The organism is Catenulispora acidiphila DSM 44928 (genome assembly GCF_000024025.1).
Classification (GTDB): domain Bacteria; phylum Actinomycetota; class Actinomycetes; order Streptomycetales; family Catenulisporaceae; genus Catenulispora; species Catenulispora acidiphila.
In genome coordinates this window covers 3,349,191-3,364,822 of record NC_013131.1, presented here as the reverse complement: position 1 = coordinate 3,364,822, position 15,632 = coordinate 3,349,191, and the positions used below count along the sequence as shown (strand labels likewise).

The 15,632-nt window shown below is 66.9% G+C and carries 26 protein-coding genes and 1 pseudogene; 25 read left to right on the top strand and 2 right to left on the bottom strand.

Features of this window, described 5'->3' with window-relative positions:
- Positions 1-90 precede the first annotated feature (90 nt).
- Positions 91-1,410, bottom strand: coding sequence for a site-specific integrase (locus tag CACI_RS15190; protein ID WP_012787260.1), 1,320 nt, complete (start codon positions 1,408-1,410; stop codon positions 91-93).
- A gap of 30 nt (positions 1,411-1,440) precedes the next feature.
- Complete coding sequence (locus CACI_RS15185; RefSeq protein ID WP_012787259.1) at positions 1,441-1,887, bottom strand: transcriptional regulator; 447 nt, start codon at positions 1,885-1,887, stop codon at positions 1,441-1,443.
- Between the two features lie 241 nt (positions 1,888-2,128).
- Between CACI_RS15185 and CACI_RS15180 the strand changes: the two genes are divergently transcribed.
- The 25 genes and pseudogenes from CACI_RS15180 to CACI_RS54195 all read left to right on the top strand — a co-directional run.
- The gene (locus tag CACI_RS15180) at positions 2,129-2,413 is read left to right on the top strand and encodes a hypothetical protein (protein ID WP_012787258.1); all 285 of its coding nucleotides are present in this window, start codon (positions 2,129-2,131) and stop codon (positions 2,411-2,413) included.
- Positions 2,410-2,724 carry a MerR family transcriptional regulator gene (locus tag CACI_RS15175; protein WP_012787257.1) on the top strand — a complete coding sequence of 105 codons (315 nt, stop codon included), beginning with the start codon at positions 2,410-2,412 and terminating at the stop codon, positions 2,722-2,724. The genes CACI_RS15180 and CACI_RS15175 overlap by 4 nt, the downstream gene beginning before the upstream one ends.
- Before the next feature lie 267 nt (positions 2,725-2,991).
- A complete protein-coding gene (locus CACI_RS15170) occupies positions 2,992-3,735 on the top strand; it encodes a hypothetical protein (protein ID WP_041540259.1) in 744 nt (247 codons plus the stop codon).
- Complete coding sequence (locus CACI_RS15165) at positions 3,732-4,109, top strand: hypothetical protein (protein WP_012787255.1); 378 nt, start codon at positions 3,732-3,734, stop codon at positions 4,107-4,109. The genes CACI_RS15170 and CACI_RS15165 overlap by 4 nt, the downstream gene beginning before the upstream one ends.
- Positions 4,106-4,336 (top strand): hypothetical protein, encoded by a 231-nt coding sequence (locus CACI_RS15160; RefSeq protein ID WP_012787254.1) that lies wholly within the window; start codon positions 4,106-4,108, stop codon positions 4,334-4,336. Before CACI_RS15165 ends, CACI_RS15160 begins: the two co-directional genes overlap by 4 nt.
- On the top strand, positions 4,333-4,749 hold the full coding sequence (locus CACI_RS15155; RefSeq protein WP_012787253.1) for a hypothetical protein: 417 nt from the start codon (positions 4,333-4,335) through the stop codon (positions 4,747-4,749). The genes CACI_RS15160 and CACI_RS15155 overlap by 4 nt, the downstream gene beginning before the upstream one ends.
- Positions 4,746-4,934 carry a hypothetical protein gene (locus CACI_RS15150; protein WP_012787252.1) on the top strand — a complete coding sequence of 63 codons (189 nt, stop codon included), beginning with the start codon at positions 4,746-4,748 and terminating at the stop codon, positions 4,932-4,934. The genes CACI_RS15155 and CACI_RS15150 overlap by 4 nt, the downstream gene beginning before the upstream one ends.
- A complete protein-coding gene (locus CACI_RS15145; RefSeq protein ID WP_012787251.1) occupies positions 4,931-5,176 on the top strand; it encodes a hypothetical protein in 246 nt (81 codons plus the stop codon). Before CACI_RS15150 ends, CACI_RS15145 begins: the two co-directional genes overlap by 4 nt.
- Complete coding sequence (locus CACI_RS15140) at positions 5,173-6,111, top strand: YqaJ viral recombinase family nuclease (protein ID WP_012787250.1); 939 nt, start codon at positions 5,173-5,175, stop codon at positions 6,109-6,111. Before CACI_RS15145 ends, CACI_RS15140 begins: the two co-directional genes overlap by 4 nt.
- On the top strand, positions 6,108-7,049 hold the full coding sequence (locus CACI_RS15135) for a recombinase RecT (RefSeq protein ID WP_012787249.1): 942 nt from the start codon (positions 6,108-6,110) through the stop codon (positions 7,047-7,049). Before CACI_RS15140 ends, CACI_RS15135 begins: the two co-directional genes overlap by 4 nt.
- A complete protein-coding gene (locus CACI_RS15130; protein ID WP_012787248.1) occupies positions 7,046-7,273 on the top strand; it encodes a hypothetical protein in 228 nt (75 codons plus the stop codon). The genes CACI_RS15135 and CACI_RS15130 overlap by 4 nt, the downstream gene beginning before the upstream one ends.
- Positions 7,274-7,377: 104 nt before the next feature.
- Positions 7,378-7,773 carry an HNH endonuclease signature motif containing protein gene (locus tag CACI_RS54200; protein WP_012787247.1) on the top strand — a complete coding sequence of 132 codons (396 nt, stop codon included), beginning with the start codon at positions 7,378-7,380 and terminating at the stop codon, positions 7,771-7,773.
- A gap of 140 nt (positions 7,774-7,913) precedes the next feature.
- Positions 7,914-8,327, top strand: a complete 414-nt coding sequence (locus CACI_RS15120) for a hypothetical protein (RefSeq protein ID WP_012787246.1) — start codon at positions 7,914-7,916, stop codon at positions 8,325-8,327.
- Positions 8,327-9,148, top strand: coding sequence for a DNA adenine methylase (locus tag CACI_RS15115; RefSeq protein ID WP_012787245.1), 822 nt, complete (start codon positions 8,327-8,329; stop codon positions 9,146-9,148). Before CACI_RS15120 ends, CACI_RS15115 begins: the two co-directional genes overlap by 1 nt.
- Positions 9,145-9,555, top strand: a complete 411-nt coding sequence (locus CACI_RS15110) for a hypothetical protein (RefSeq protein WP_012787244.1) — start codon at positions 9,145-9,147, stop codon at positions 9,553-9,555. Before CACI_RS15115 ends, CACI_RS15110 begins: the two co-directional genes overlap by 4 nt.
- A gap of 2 nt (positions 9,556-9,557) precedes the next feature.
- Positions 9,558-10,493 (top strand): DUF5131 family protein, encoded by a 936-nt coding sequence (locus tag CACI_RS15105; RefSeq protein WP_012787243.1) that lies wholly within the window; start codon positions 9,558-9,560, stop codon positions 10,491-10,493.
- Positions 10,490-10,726, top strand: coding sequence for a hypothetical protein (locus tag CACI_RS15100; RefSeq protein ID WP_012787242.1), 237 nt, complete (start codon positions 10,490-10,492; stop codon positions 10,724-10,726). Before CACI_RS15105 ends, CACI_RS15100 begins: the two co-directional genes overlap by 4 nt.
- Positions 10,723-11,058 carry a hypothetical protein gene (locus CACI_RS15095; protein ID WP_012787241.1) on the top strand — a complete coding sequence of 112 codons (336 nt, stop codon included), beginning with the start codon at positions 10,723-10,725 and terminating at the stop codon, positions 11,056-11,058. Before CACI_RS15100 ends, CACI_RS15095 begins: the two co-directional genes overlap by 4 nt.
- Complete coding sequence (locus tag CACI_RS15090; RefSeq protein WP_012787240.1) at positions 11,058-11,456, top strand: hypothetical protein; 399 nt, start codon at positions 11,058-11,060, stop codon at positions 11,454-11,456. The genes CACI_RS15095 and CACI_RS15090 overlap by 1 nt, the downstream gene beginning before the upstream one ends.
- Positions 11,453-12,904, top strand: a complete 1,452-nt coding sequence (locus CACI_RS15085; RefSeq protein ID WP_012787239.1) for a DNA cytosine methyltransferase — start codon at positions 11,453-11,455, stop codon at positions 12,902-12,904. Before CACI_RS15090 ends, CACI_RS15085 begins: the two co-directional genes overlap by 4 nt.
- Entirely contained in the window at positions 12,901-13,707 is an 807-nt protein-coding gene (locus CACI_RS15080) for a hypothetical protein (RefSeq protein WP_012787238.1), read from the top strand. The genes CACI_RS15085 and CACI_RS15080 overlap by 4 nt, the downstream gene beginning before the upstream one ends.
- Entirely contained in the window at positions 13,704-14,468 is a 765-nt protein-coding gene (locus tag CACI_RS15075) for a helix-turn-helix domain-containing protein (protein ID WP_012787237.1), read from the top strand. The genes CACI_RS15080 and CACI_RS15075 overlap by 4 nt, the downstream gene beginning before the upstream one ends.
- Positions 14,465-14,689, top strand: coding sequence for a hypothetical protein (locus tag CACI_RS15070; RefSeq protein WP_012787236.1), 225 nt, complete (start codon positions 14,465-14,467; stop codon positions 14,687-14,689). The genes CACI_RS15075 and CACI_RS15070 overlap by 4 nt, the downstream gene beginning before the upstream one ends.
- On the top strand, positions 14,686-15,120 hold the full coding sequence (locus CACI_RS15065; RefSeq protein ID WP_012787235.1) for a hypothetical protein: 435 nt from the start codon (positions 14,686-14,688) through the stop codon (positions 15,118-15,120). Before CACI_RS15070 ends, CACI_RS15065 begins: the two co-directional genes overlap by 4 nt.
- Positions 15,113-15,595 (top strand): annotated as a pseudogene (locus tag CACI_RS54195) (DUF1643 domain-containing protein); the annotation flags it as partial. The gene CACI_RS15065 and the pseudogene CACI_RS54195, both read left to right, overlap by 8 nt.
- Positions 15,596-15,632 lie beyond the last annotated feature (37 nt).

Here is a 15,632-nt window from a genome sequence, read left to right as displayed (position 1 = left end):
CGCAATAGGCCGAGGTGACTCGGCAAGCAAGCGCAGGTGAAAGGCCCTGTCTTCCAAGTAGAAGACAGGGCCTTTATCGTTTTTCGTTTCCTAGCTGGAACGTTTCTTGGCGAGGGTGGGAGAGATTTGGGAGATGATCTCCCAAGCTTCCGGGCTCAGCGCCTCCTGCCATCGCCTCTCGAGCGCGTCCAGCAGCTTCCGCTCCATCTCCCTCGACACCACCGAGTACGCCGCCTGCATCTCATCGGACATCGCATGCCCCAGCCGATGCGCGCGAGCCACCTCCGCGATCCCGTCATCGGTCATCCACACGTTGTGCGCCCGCCGCAGCCCCTTGAATTCCAGGCGCGGCACGACCGGGCTGATAACCCAGCCCCCGGTGGGCTCAAACTGACGCCCGACTCGCCGTAACTCCGGCTTCCCGTCGCACGCCGGGCGCCACCGCTCGTTCCACTGCCGGCGCCGCCAGTGGTCACCGTGGGGCCCCTTGACGACGGTGCTGTCGGCCGGGTGGGTCTTAAGCCAATCGGTGAGAAGGGTCGCTAGCGAGGGGGGCAGTAGGACGTCTCGGCCAAGGCCGCCCTTCGGTGGGGCGAGCGTTACTTTGCCGCCGTATTCCTGAGTGGTGCCCTCGTCGTCGTCAATACGGATCAGCGGGCGCGCCGCCATGGCGTGGCACTGATCCCGCTTCAGCGCTGCCTGCTCGCCGGGACGCGCCCCTGTCCAGGCCGCCATAACCGTCCGCACGAACCCGACCGGCCCGCACAGCTCATTCATGTTGACTGCGATCATCATCACTTCAGCTGGACTAACGTCGAGCTTCACCCTGATCGTGGTTCTGCGCCGCGTAGCCCTGCGTCCCCGGGTGCGCTTACGACCCTCCTGCGCCAGCGGGTTGCGGCCGATCATTTGCTCCTCGGCGGCGTCCTCCAGCATGAGGGAAGCCAGCTTGCCGATGCCGTTGATGGTGCGGGGCGCGTATTTGCGAGTCACGCGCTTGTCCGCAGGGCCGGTTTCGATAGTTCCAGCGCCGACACCTTTGAGCCACTCCGTGAACTTGCCTCGGCGGATCTCCCCCAGCGTCGTGGCGCCCCAACGCGGCCCCAGGTGGTTGCGCCACAGCGAGTCATAGAAGGCGATGGTGCCGGTGTCGACTTCCTGTGCCTTGATCCAGTCGGCCCACCAGTCGGCCAGGGTGGTCTCGGCCTTCTTCGGGTCAATCCAAGTGCCGGCGCGAATCTCAGCTTCCTGGTCGTTGCCGAAGTTCCGCGCCCTGGTCTTGGTAGCGAAGAGTTGACCGGTGGTCGGGTCCTTGCTGATGCGCCGGTACACGTCATTGCCGGTGTCGGGATCAACACCGACCTTGACTCGGACGGTCCAGCCACCTGGGCGCTTCTCCGCGTAAGCCATGATCCCCCTGCCACTCGGTCGGTCGAGCGTCTACTCAGCCTGAAGCTTCTGGGTGTCTTCGACAGCGTCGAGCATCTTGTCCAGCGCCGCTTTGCGTTCTTCGATCTCTGCTCTCACGTACTCAATGAGTCGGTCTTCGACGGGCTTCGGGAAGCCGCGGGCGCGGACACGGGCAACGAACACCTCCACGGGGTCGGCGGCAGTAACGATGTCGCCTTCCATGTCCATCAGGTGAGTCAGCCCGGCCGCCTCGTAGGCGTTCCTCGGGTCGACGCCGAAGTACTCCGCAAGGAACTTCGCGTTGTCGGAGTTCGGGATGTGTTCCCCGTTGTACCAGCGGTAGAAGGTCACCTTGGAGAACGCTTTGGCTTCCACGCCGGCCCGGATGACGTCGGTGGTCCTGACGCCGCGCAGATCGATGTGACGTTTGAGCCAGGCAGAAAACTGCTGGCCGGAACCTGTTTCGCCGTCGGTCATGCGTCGCGCCCCTCACCAGAAGTGTTCCACATATGCAACACGTCGCGCTGGCCTTCCCGCAAGTCAACATAGCGACATCGAGCCAGAAGTACACCCTTGGCCTGGGTTTTCCTCAATTTGAACTGAAGCACGCACGCCGGTTACACCACCGGAACCAGATCTGCCGAAGCGGTTGCGGTACCGGTACTTCCTAGGCTAGTTTCGTTCCAGCGACGAAACTCTTTGGAAGGGGAACTCGTCGATGGCATCGCAGACGCGACTCAAGCCGACAGGCCTGACCCAGCTCGCCGAGCGCAACCCCACGCGCTGGAGCTGGCCCAAAACGGGCAAGCCCCGCATCAAGCAGATCGCCGAAGACGCCGGCATTGGCCGCGTCACCCTGCACGAAGTGAAGCGCGGCACCCGCGTACCGAGTCAGAACGTCCAGGACCGTCTGCGCGACCTTGCAGTCAGCACCGGCGTCACCCACAGCTACGCACACAAGATGCTGTTTGAGCCGGTCGAGATCGATGAGGTCGCGGCGTGAGTATCGATGCGGCTCCGTCTGCCGACATCGAAATGGCGCGGGTGCTTCACGCGGCACTCGGCATGTACCTCGCCAGCAACGGCCTCGGCCCCGATCTCGAACCGCTCCTGTACTCCATCGAGGAAGCGGCCGAGCGGCTGGGCCTGGAATCCACGAACCAGCTGTACCGACGTACCAGCGACGGCACCTGGCCTTACACGCTGATCGGCGGCCTGAAGAAGTTCTCCAAGGCCAACCTGGAACAGATCATCAAGATCCAGGCGCGTGAAGCGGTGAGCAAGGCCAGCCGCGACGCGTTACGTGCGGCCTAGGCCCGCCAAAGCGTGTGGGCAGCGGACCGGGTCACGACCAGTCCACTGCCCTGAACGCCCCTCACGAAATCAAGCACTGAGTCCAGGAAGTAGGTGAGGGACGCTATGTCCAATCGTAGCTCCCGTTTCCGCAAGTTGTTAACGAAGGACCCTGCGACGCACGCCGCCCCAAAGTCGGAGCAGCGTTCGCTGCGTCTGGTCCCGCCGTCCGGCAACATGCCACAGCGCCCCCGTCCGACGGCCGGCCCGGGTCCCGAGACCCAGCTGATGCCCGCGATCCGCGAGGCCGACGAGGCGTTCCTGACCCGCGAACTGCCGAAAGTTTCGCCGGCGGCGGTGCTGCCGCTGTACCCGCACACCCCGTACTCTCCGATCTCCGGCCATATGGCACCGCAACTGCCGCTGGACGTGACGCAGGTGCTGCCTGTCGTCACCGCCCCGCGCCGATCCGTGGACACCGCCGCAACGCAGCTGCTGCCGGTGGCGGTGGACATGCCGCCGTCGGTGATGCACGCGGACCCAACCCGGTGGCACGACCGCACGCACGTCGAGGACAACGACCTGGAGCCCGAGTCTCGCGGTCGGCACGTCCTGGACGGGTTGAAGGCCGAGCAGGACCCGGCCCTAGAGCTGGCGCAGGCGGAGCAGCGGGTGGTGTCCGCAATGGTGACGGGCGTTCCTCGGGTGAAGAACCCGGCGATGCGCCTAGCGGTGCGGATGTTCCGTGAGGCGCGGGACATGGGCCGCGCTCGCGAGTCCCGGTTAGCTCAGGACGATGCCCGCCTGGACGCTACCGACGCGCGGATCAAGGCGTTCGCGGAGCGTTGGGCTCACGACGACGCGCACTGGGACCGGGTCGCGCAGGTACTGAAGGCGAAGCAGGAGGCGTCCGACGCCGGCCAGCTGACTGCGGTCTACGACGCTGATGGCACGGCGGCTGCGCTGTACAAGGTGGACGAGCTGTCCCACGAGATCGTGCAGCGGGCGCGGGCGAAGGCCGGTGTGCGATGACGGCGCTGATTGAGCAAGCCGCGAACGACGCCCTCGCCGACGACCACAACCGGCTCGCACCGGCTCTCGACGTGGCGGTCAAGGTCCACATGCTGCTGGAGGGCGTGAGCCTGGCGTCGTGGACAGTCCTGCCGGGTCAGGTTCTTGGGCAGCTTTCCAAGCCGGACGAGGCAACGGTCATCGGCCAGGTGGCGTGGCTGTCGCGCCAGCCGGGATGGTCGCTGGTGCAATCGCCGATGAAGACGAGCCCGTTCATCGCCCCGTGGATCGAGCTCTCCGCCGTTACCGAGATGGACGGCGTGACGGTCAGGCTCTGGACCACCATCACCGCCGACATTCTGTCGGTTTCGGCTACGACGGGAGCGGCAGCATGAACGAGAAGTACGAGCACATCCTGACGCTGCTGGACGCGCAGATCACCGCATCGAAGCGGAACCTGGCTCAGTTCAAGCGCGACGGCTGGACCGAATGCGCGGAGGAGGAGCAGGAGCACCTGACCGAGTGGGAGCTGCTGTACGACGCCGTGGACCAGGGCCTGCTCGACGCCGCGAAGGCGGACTTCGGTGCCGTGCTTCTCGCTATCGCGGGGGTGCCGGCATGAGCCTCATCGATGAAGTCCTGGACGCGGTCACGGACCCGGAGTCGGGCCTGTTCGACGCGCTCTACGCGGCCGACACCGCAGCCGCGCATCTGAAGCGCGCAGGGGCTCGTCGCAACGGCACGCTGGGTTCGGAGAAGGTGTACCGGCGGGCGCAGGGCGAGGTGGAGTCGGCCAGCCGGCTGGCGTCCGGTCTGGACGAGCCGTTCCGCGGCCTGTTCGACGTGCTGCTCGGCGCGTTCCACGAGTTGGACGCGTACCGGTTCGCTGCCGCCATGGAACTGCAGGACGACTACGCGTTGGCCGAGTTGGAGTATGCCGAGGCGGTCGCGCGCAAGGCACTGACTCGCGTGCTGGACGCCGACTTGCGCCACCCGGTTGCGGCGCAGGCCGGCCAGTTGGGTCGTGCCGCATGAGCGCCACCACGCGTCCGCGCGGAATCTGCCCTGTCTGCGGCAAGAACATCCGCGTCAAGCAGGACGGTCGCATGTTCTTCCACGGCTACAGCGTCGCCATCCGCAATTCGGGCGACCGCTATGCAAACGCGGGCTTCTGCCGCGGCTTCAACAAGCCGCCGGTCGAGGCGGTGAGCAAGCCGTGACCCCGAAGGAGGCGCAACTCGCCGAGATCGCCGGACGGGTCAGGATGTGGCGCGAAGACGTCGCCGAGTGCCGGAAGCGTGCGGGCGCCGCCCGGAAGCTCGCGGGCGAATGTGACGCCGATGCCGCACACGCCGAGGTGATGACCCGCCGCTGGGAAATCATCCACAACGCCGTTCGTCTCGACATGGTCCCGGGCTTGGAAAGCCCCGTGGATCCGAAGGCTGCCGAGGTGTCGTGGTGAGCCCGGAACTGATCGGCTTCTTCAAGCCCGGCTCCCCCGACTGGCACGCCGCACGCACTACCGGCGTCGGCGGCTCCGAGGTTGCAGCACTGCTGAAGATTTCCAAGTGGGAGTCCAGGTTCTCGCTGTGGCACCGCAAGCAAGGGCTGATCGGGCCGAAGGCATCCAACTCCGAGATGGAAGCTGGGCGCCGTCTGGAGCCCGCGATCTGCCGCAAGTTCGCCGACGAGCACCCGGAGTTCCGGGTCGTACAGGCCGGCACCTACCGGCACCGCGAGCGCACCTACCAGCTGGCGAATCCGGACCGGCTCATCTTCGACGCGTGCACCTGCGGAAGCGCCAAGTGCGACCACCCGTTGCCGCCGCAGCCAGTCGGGATCCTCGAGGCCAAGTTCGCACTGTATCCGGACGAGTGGGGCGAGGAAGGTACCGACCAGATCCCGCCGTACTACCAGGTGCAGGACCGTTGGTACCTGGACGTGTTCGGGCTCAGCCCCTGCCATACGGAAGTGTTCATCGGGTCCACCGGCGAGTTCCGCGAGTACATCATCGAGGCGGACGCCGCCCAGGCGGGCGTGATGCGTCAGGCCGCGCGAGAGTTCATGGACTCCATCCGCGACCAGGTGCGCCCGGATATCGACGAGCACGGCGAGACCTACACGGCTGTGCGGGATCTGCACCCGGACATCGACGACGAGGTCTTTGAGGTGCCGCCGCACATCGCAATTCCGTACATGGACGCAGTCGACGCAGCCCGTGCGGCTAACGCTGTGAAGTCCCAGGCCGCCGCCGTCCTGCTGGACGCAATGGGCCGCGCACGGCGGGCCTACTTCCTCGGCGAGCAGATCGCCATGCGCGTACCGGGACGCGGTGGGTCCGCGCCGTCCCTGCGCGCCGAACCCCAGACTCCAATCGAGAAGGCAGCAGCCGCATGACCGCAACCACCGAGAACACGACCGCATCGACCGCCGTCGCCACCCGGGACAACTCCCCCGGCGGCATGGTCAAAAGTTTCTCTGCCGACTTCGCCATGGTGCTGCCGTCGCACATCAAGCCCGAAACCTGGGTCCGGCTGGCGCAGGGCGCGTTGAAGAAGGGCAAGAAGGTCAAGCTCGACGACGGCAGCACCCGCACCGAGCTGGAGATCGCCGCGAACAACAACCCGGCGGTGTTCCTCTCCTCGCTGCTGGACGCGGCGCGCCTGGGCCTGGAGCCCGGCACCGAGCAGTACTACCTGACACCGCGCAGTGTGAAGGGGCAGCTGGAGATTCTCGGGATCGTCGGCTACCAGGGCTACATCGAGTTGATGTACCGGGCCGGCGCCATCTCCTCCGTGGTGGCCGAGTGCGTGTACGCCAACGACGCGTTCACGTACAAGCCCGGCGTGCACGAGCGTCCGTTGCACGACATCGACTGGGACTTGGCGGACCGAGGCGCCTTGCGGCTGGTGTACGCCTACGCGGTGATGGGTGACGGCGCGACCAGCAAGGTCGTGGTCTTGAACCGGGCCGCCATCTTGAAGATCAAGGACTCCTCGCAGGGTGCGAACTCCAACTACTCGCCGTGGAAGACGCACGAGCCGGCGATGTGGCTGAAGTCCGCAGTGCGCCAGCTGGCCAAGTGGGTGCCGACGTCGTCGGAGTACATGCGGGAGCGGCTGCGGGCTGCCGGCGAGGTTGCATCCGAAACCGCGGCGTCCTTCGCCTCGTTCGCACCGACTGTGGACCTCGGCGAGGACGCCTACTCGGACGAGTCAGTGGTAGACGGCGAGATCGTGGACGACCACGACCACCCGGGCGGCTACGACCCGGAGTGCGCGACGTGCCGTGCGCAGTCAGCCGCCTACGACCAGGCAGCAGCGGCGGCGTCATGATCGCCATCATTCTCATCACCCTGCTCGTCATCGGCGTCCTGACCCTCACCGGGCTCCTGGTGATGGCGCACCGCGATAACGAGCAGCTCCGCGAGGACTTGTCGCAGACGGTCCCGTTCAGGGACTCGGAATTCGCGAAGCCTTTCGTGCCTCCGCAGCAACCGAAGTGGCAGGCCGCCGAGGAGCACCTGCGCGATCCGAACGATGTTGGTGATGAGACGTGAGCGAGTTTGCCACCCCTTCACTTGTGTCAACCCACCCGGATGGAGCGGACAGAACGTTCCCAACCGGAACGCCCGTCGAGTTCTCGGAGAAGTCGCGCTCGACTATGTGGGATCGCATTGAGCCCACGATGACCTGTTGGATATGGCGCGGGTATGTCGATCCCGATGGATACGGACAATTCCTGGGGCGGCCGGCACACCGCGTGGTCTACGAGCGTCTGGTCTGCGGGGTCCCCTCGGACCTTCAGCTTGACCATCTGTGCCGAAACCGGCTCTGCGTAAACCCGGCGCACTTGGAACAGGTGACGACCGCCGAGAACCTGCGCCGCGCCAGGGCAAGTCGAGATGGGCAAATGGCATACAGGGCAGCCGTCTGCCGCAACGGCCACGAATATACGCCGAAGGACGTACTGGCCAACGGGCAACGCAAATGCCACCAGTGCCGACGAGACGGCTACCGCCGGAAACGCGACGCGGATCGCGAACAGTCTTCCGGCTAGCCCACTAGCTGCTGGAGCCAAGCAGGTCCCCCCCGCCTGGCGCTCCAGCACCCGGCCGGCGGCGTCTCTACCTCCCCCCTGTAGGGCGCCGCCGGTCCTAACAAACTTCACCGCGTAACGCCAGAAAGCCTGCGTCAGCCATGCCAAATACACGCACTTCCCGCCCAATCGAGGGCGATACCGCACTGATAGATCGCGACGGACAGCTCGGCGGCGAGACCGTCACGGCCTCGAATCCGACCGCCGCAACCACCTACGCCGAGTGGGAGACCGACAACCAGGCGCGGATCCTCGTCGTGTTCCGCAACAACCCGGACACCGCCTACCAGGTGTACGAGGCGGCCCGGATCGCGGGTGTGGACGAGCCACCGGACCCGTCGCACGACTGGGGGCAGTTCGCAAAGAACTGCGGCACACAGCGCCTGCTGGTGAAGGTCACGGCGGAACAAGCGCTGCGGAAGAAGACCGCCGGGTCGCTGGTCTACTCGTGGAAGGCCGGGCCTGCGCTGCTGGATCAGGACGCTGGCGGCGCGACTAGGGCGGTGGCGGCGTGATGCCCCCGTTCAGCTATTTCGGTGGGAAATCAACTCTCGCCCCTGTCATCGCCGGCCTGCTGCCCGCCCACGGACACTACGTCGAGCCGTTCGCCGGATCCCTGGCGGTTCTGCTAGCCAAGGCGCCGTCCCGAATGGAAACCGTTAACGATCTCGACGGCGGGCTCATGGCCTTCTGGCGGGTCCTGCGCGACCGCCCGGCCGATCTGGAGCGCGTCTGTGCTCTGACACCGCACTCGCGCGCCGAGTACCTCGATGCCTACCGCACCGACGATGCTCCCGACGATCTGGAGCGTGCACGCCGCATATGGGTTCAGCTTGCTCAGGGTCGCGCCGGGACTCGTCGTCCGACCGGTTGGCGCCACTACCAGGAGTCGGCCGGGTACAGCACCTCGATGGCCGGCTACCTCGCCGGTTACGTCGGCCGCATGGCCCCTACCGCCGCCCGACTGGCGCAGGTGTCGTTGGAGTGCCGCCCGGCGCTGGAGGTCATCGAGGCTTACGGGCGCCACGCCGACGTGCTGCTGTACGTCGACCCGCCGTACCTGGCCGGCACGCGCAACGGCACCAACTACTTGCACGAGATGCCGCACAAGGACGACCACCGCAAGCTCGCTGCGGCGCTGAACGCCTGCCAGGCGACCGTGGTGCTGTCCGGCTACGGCTCGCCACTGTACGACGCGCTGTACGACGGCTGGGACCGGCACGAGATCAGCGCCATGACGACGCAGGGCGGCACGCACGGGCGCCGTACTGAGGTGTTGTGGTCGAACCGGCCGCTGGAGGTTCAGCAGGGACTGTTCGAGGTGGCCGCCTCATGACCCCCTCCTTCCCGCACCGCATGCTCGCTGTCGTTGCCCGCCTGGTCCTGGCGATCGTCGAGGACCTGCCGGCGTTCGTCGCGGACATCGCCGCCGTCGTAGTCGTGGCTGTCGCGGCACGGATCCTGCACTGGCTGATCAAGCGTGCTGCGGCGTGGGTCGGGCGGCACGTAGCCGACCACCGCTTGAAGCGCGAGACCGAGGCTTTCAACGGGATTGTGCAGCACCTCGGCGACGTGTTCGCCGATGTAGACGAGCCGACGCAGTTGCTGCCGAGCGCTCCGCACCACAGACCTGCTACTCCCCCGCCGGTTCGACGTGCGCTCAGGCGCCGCCGGATGCCTGGCGTGCACATCCCCCGCCGCCGCGTGCGGCACACCACGACTTCCACTGACCGGAGGAACTGACCATGAGCGCAAAGACGAAGATCCAGTGGACCATGTCCGACGATGGGACCCCGGGCGCGACCTGGAATCCCATCACCGGCTGCACCAAGGTTTCCGACGGCTGCCTGAAGTGCTACATCACCGGCACACCGCCGTTCCGCATCGCGCACCGCAAGTTCGACAAGCCCGGCATCGGCGGCACCACCGGCATCCTGTTCCACCCCGAGCGGCTGTCCGCGCCGCTGCACTGGCGCAAGCCCCGCCGCGTGTTCGTGAACAGCCTCTCGGACCTGTTCCACGAGGACGTCCCGACCGAGTACATCGCGCGAGTGTTCGCCGTCATGGCCAAGACGCCACAGCACGTCTACCAGGTGCTGAGCAAGCGGCACGGGCGGATGCGGTCGTTGCTTCGCGACGGCGGGCAGGCACTGCTGGAGGCGACCAACGACGAGGACACGGCGTCCGCACTGTACGACGCGCCGTGGCCCCTGCCGAACGTCTGGCTGGGCGTGAGCACTGAGGATCAGCACACGGCGAACCTGCGCATCCCGGCGCTCTTGGAGACCCCGGCCGCGATCCGCTTCATCTCGGCGGAGCCTCTGCTGGGACCAATCGATCTGCAGCACCTGGAAGCGCGCGGCGTCATCATGGACGCGCTCGGCGGGGATGTCTCCTTCCCGGGGACGGGCGAGATCTTCACGGGAACGCCGTCGATCCTGGATTGGATCATTGCCGGCGGAGAGTCCGGCCCCGGCGCTCGACCGATGGATCCGGCGTGGGTTGCCTCGATCGTCGAGCAGTGCCGTCCCGGCGTGAACCACGCATTCGTTAAGCAGCTCGGCTCCGTGTGGGCGAAGGCGAATGGCGCTGCAGACCGCAAGGGCGGCGACCTGGAGGAGTGGCCGGCCGAGCTCCGCGTGCGGCAGTTCCCGCAGGCGGAGATGGCGGTGGCTTCATGACCGCCCTAACAATCGTGCTGCTGCCGGTCCGTACCCCCGGCGCCGCAACGCCTCCCCCGCTGGTTCACAGCGGCTGCCTGGTCTGCACCGGCACGAAGCGTGCTTTCTGTGGCCGCAAGGTTGCGGATCCGCTGCCGGCTGCCAGCGCAGCCAAGGCGGTGACCACCTGCGTGGTGTGTATCGACTTCGAGAAGTCCCACAACTGGGCCGCGCACTTCTGGGGGCATTCGTGACGACCTTCTTCACCTCGACCACCGTGGACGCGCTCAACGTCGAGATCGACGCCCTGATCGAGCAGATCCTCGCCGACGGCCGCAACACCTGCCCGGAGTGCGGCGGACTCTGCCTGACGCCGTTCGTGGACGTCAACCCGGCGCGGATCCCGCGCACCGACGCCCGCGCACAGGACCGCATTCAGCTGTTCCTGGACCGGCAGGACCTGGCGTCGCTGCCGGCTTCGAAGTACCGCATCGACTGCGCCACACCGGCCGTCGCCGAGCACACCGCGGCGCTGCTGCGGGCGCTCGGGGCGCCGGCGCGGGCCATCCACTTGGGAGGTTTCTGATGGACACCGCGACAGCCGATACCGAGGCCACGACCTACGTGGTTGCCCTCCCTGCCGGCATGAAGCTCCTCAACGCCAACGACCGTGTCCACTGGCGTACCAGGGCCCGCATCACCAAGGCCCTGCGGGAAGCCGCCGCGAAGTCCGCACGCGACGCGCACATCCCGCCGATGGAGCAGATCCGCATACAGGCCGTGCTGCACCCGCACGACAAGCGCCGCCGCGACCCTCACAACTGGTATCCGTCGTACAAGGCTGCGATCGACGGGATCGTCGACGCCGGAGTGATCCCCGATGACGACGGCAAGCACCTGATCTCCATCGAGGTCGTGCTCGGCGCTCCGGTGCGCCATACCCAAATCGCCTTGCGCATCACCCCGTTCGGAGTCGAGTCATGACCATCACTTTTACCGACATTTTCTGCGGCGCCGGCGGAAGCTCAACCGGCCTTGTCGCTGCGGGCTTCGAGCTGAAGCTGGCGGCAAACCACAGCAAGGTCGCGATCTCCACGCACGCCGCCAACCACGGCAACGCCGAGCACGTCTGCGCCGACGTCAACAACTACGACATGCGGCGCCTGCCCACAACCGACGTGCTGTGGGCATCGCCGATCTGCACCGAGATCTCACCCGCCGGCGGGCGGGGACGTTCCCGCAAGCTGCTGCCCGGAGAGGAGGCGCTGCTGGAGTACGGCCCGGTGGAGAACGCAGCCTGGGAACGGACCCGCGCCACCGCCTACGACGTCATCCGCGCCGCCGAGGTCCACCGCTACAAGGTCGTGATGTGCGAGAACGTCATGGAGTTCGCCACCGACTGGGAATTGTTCGACTGGTGGTTCAGCGGCATGGAACGCCTCGGCTACCAGGGGCAGATCGTGTCGGTGTCCGCAGCCCACATCGGCGGCGACGGCAACGAAGCCGCGCCGCAGTGGCGGGACCGGATCTACATCGTGTTCACCCTCAAGGGCATTCCGCTGCCGGACCTGAAGCCGCGTCCGCTCGCCTGGTGCCCCGAGTGCGGAACCGATGTCCGAGCCGTACAGGCATGGCGCAATGGCCGCAAGATCGGCAAGTACAAGCAGCAGTACGACTACCGTTGTGAGAACTCGTCATGCCGCCACAGCATCGTCGAGCCCTACATCAACCCGGCCGCGTCCATCATCGACTGGGACAACCTCGGCGAGCGCATCGGCGACCGCACCAAGCCGCTGGCCGCGTCCACGATGAAGCGGATCGCCGCCGGGCTGGTGAAGTTCCCCGACCGGCGCAGCGTCATCACCGTCAACCACTCCGGGCACGACGGGCGCGCGTTCCCCGCCGACGAGGGGCCGCTGCCGGTCCGCAGCACGAAGATCGGCGAGGGGCTGTTGATCCCGTGCGGCGGCGGCTGGAACACGACCGCCTCGCCGACGAACGTTCCGATGCGGACCCGGACGGCCAACCCGAAGGGCTTCGAGGCGCTGGTCGCAACGTCCACGCCGTTCATCGTCGAGTACCGCAACCACGCCGATGCCTCGGCCGTGACTCAGCCGTTGGCGACTGTCACGTCCGGCGGGAACCACCACGCGCTGGTGGTGCCGTGCCGCAATGCCTCGACGAAGACGACGAGCGAGCCGTTCCACACGATGTCCACGGTGGACTCGGCCGCGCTGGTTGGGCCTGCGGTCGACATCAACGACTGCTGGTTCCGGATGGTGCAGCCGCGCGAGCAGCTGTACTCGCAGCGATTCCCGCGCGACTACATCGTCCACGGCACCAAGGGTGAGCAGACGATGCAGGCCGGAAACGCCGTCGCCTGCAACGTTGCCCAGTGGGTCGGCGAGCGCGTTATGGCGGTGCTGTCGTGACCGCCATCGCCACCGAGCGCCCCCACGGCTACACCCGCTACAAGGCCGACGGCTGCCGCTGCTACACCCGCTGCTGGGCCGTCGCCGAATACAACGACCGTCGCGAACGCGCCATCGCCTACGGCACTTGGCGGCCGTTCGTCGACGCCCAGCCGGTCCGCGACCATGTCAACAACCTGCGCCGCTGCGGCATCGGGCAGCGCCGCATCGCTCAACTGTCCGGCGTGTCCGGCAACACTCTGACGCGGATTCTGTACGGCGCCCCGGCTAAGGGTCTGGCGCCGACGACGCGGATGCGCCCGGAGATTGCCGTGAAGTTGATGGCCGTGCGCCCCGGACCGTTTGCGCTGGCCGACGGCATCGACATTGACTGCACCGGTTCGGCCCGCAGGGTCCAAGCGCTTGTTGCCATCGGCTGGCCACAAGAACACCTCGGCGCCCGCATCGGCATGAGCGGCTCGAATTTGATCGCGTCGGTGAAGCAGCGGCAGATCACCGCGGGGAAAGCCCGCGCAATCGCCGCGCTGTACTTGCTGCTGGAGAACGCCGACCCGTTGGTGTACGGCGTGTCCGGGACCAGCCGCCTGCGTGCGGTCCTCCTGGCCGAACGTAACCGGTGGGCCAAACCCGCCACTTGGGACGGCAGGGACATTGACGACGCCGCGGCGTTCCCGGACTGGACCGGGGCGTGCGGCACCGTCGAGGGCTTCACCCGGCACCAGCAGCAGAACGTCCCCGCGTGCTGGCCGTGCGAGACGGCCGAAACGGCTGCTCGGGCCAAGGCGATCGGGCGTGCGGCATGACCGCCACCAAGCCGCTCGCGCCGCACGGCACCCGCGCACGCTACCGCCGCGGGTGCCGAAAGGAATGCTGCCTAGCCGCCGACCGTCGCGACCGCAAGCGCCGCAAGTTGTACGGGTCCCTCAAAACCCAACCGGACACGATCATCCCTCACCTGCGTGAGCTCCTCGATGGCGGCGCCAGCGTCAAGTCCGTCGCGAAGGCCGCAGGCTGTGACCGCACCACAGTGCAACGGATCCTCAACGGCACTCGCAAAGGCGTGTGGCAGAGCACCCGCGATCGGATCCTTGCCGCCGCAGATGCGGAACTCACCGCCAACATTCCGGCGCTCTGTGCCACCCGACAGGTTCGCGCACTGATCGCCGCCAAGCATCCTCTGAGCGCAATCATTGCGGCGTCCGGCCTGGACAGGTCGCTTGTTTCGGAACTCGCCAACGGGCGCCGCAACAGCATCCGGGCATCCACCGCAGTTGCGATACGCAACGTCTACGGACAGCTGTCCGACTCCGTCGGCGCATCATCGCGGTCCGCCAACCGCGCCACACGCGAAGGGTGGGCACCGCCTGCTGCTTGGGACGGCATCGACATGTCCGACCCGAAGGCGTTCCCGGACTTCACCGGACACTGCGGCTCGACCAGTGGCTACTGGATTCACAGGAGCCGCGGCATTCCGCAGTGCCAGCCGTGCCGGGACGCGGAGTCCGAAGCCAATGCCGAACGCAGAGCGAAGCGCGCTGCTGGCGTTCGGAGGGTATCGGCATGAGCCTCACCGAGAACTTGAAGCCCGGCCCCGACGCGGACCGGAAGTCGACCGTCGGCGAGAACATTCCCGAGCTCCAGTGGACCACCATCGAGCTGCCCTCAGAGGTTCTTGACCGCGCCATCCGCAACGTCGCCTCTCGTGCCGTGGACAACGAGGACGCCCGCATGTTGCTGGACGTGCTCGGGCTCGTCGAGCCGGCTGCGAGCGGAGGTGTCTCATGACCGCCACCCCGTCCAGCACCGACGTCTTCGACTGCATCCACGAGATCGAAGACCACGCCGCCGACCTCATCAGGGGCCTGCAAGTAACTGCAGCCCGGCTCGCCGAGGAGCGCGACAGCGCACGAGGCGAACGTGACCGTGCGCAAGAAGAGCGCGACATTGCGATGCAGATGGCGAGTCAGGCCACGAAGGACCTGGTCCAGGCCCGGACCGAATTCGAGGCGCGGCTGCGAAACCGCGACGCACTCATTGCCTCGCTGCGCGCCACCGCCGAGACCAGGGACGACAAGATCCTGCGGCTCACAGCCCACGTCCGCGAACTCGCGCTAGCCAACGAAGAGCAGCAGCGGCAGCTCGACGCAGCACAGCAGCAGGCTGCTCCACCAGCCCGGCGCCGGCGCTTTCTCCGAGGAGGAGATCAACATGCCTAACACCCCATTCGTATCCGAGCGCCATGACCACACTGCAGGCGCCGACAAGGCCGCGTTCAGCCCTGACGGCAGCTACCGGTACTTCCTGTCCCGCCGGTGGGCTCCGGGGCCAAGCATCTGCTGGGTCATGCTCAATCCGAGCACGGCAGACGCGTTTCGAGCCGATAACACCATCAAGAGGTGTATTCACTTCTCGCGACGCGCCGGTTACGGCGCCCTGGCTGTGGTCAACCTCTACAGCCTGCGCTCCACCAATCCCGACGCGCTGTGGACCCACCCCGACCCGATCGGACCCCTCGGCGACCAGTTCCTGCGCGAACAGGCCGGCGGACGCACCTCCGTCATCACCGCCTGGGGAACCCTCGGCGTAGGCACGCCGGCCGCGCCCAACAACCGCGGACCGCAAGTCGCCGACATGCTCGCCGACGCCGGCGTGTCGCTGCTATGCCTCGGCACCACCGCCAACGGGCAGCCGAAGCATCCGCTGTACATCCACGGAGATACGCCGCTCG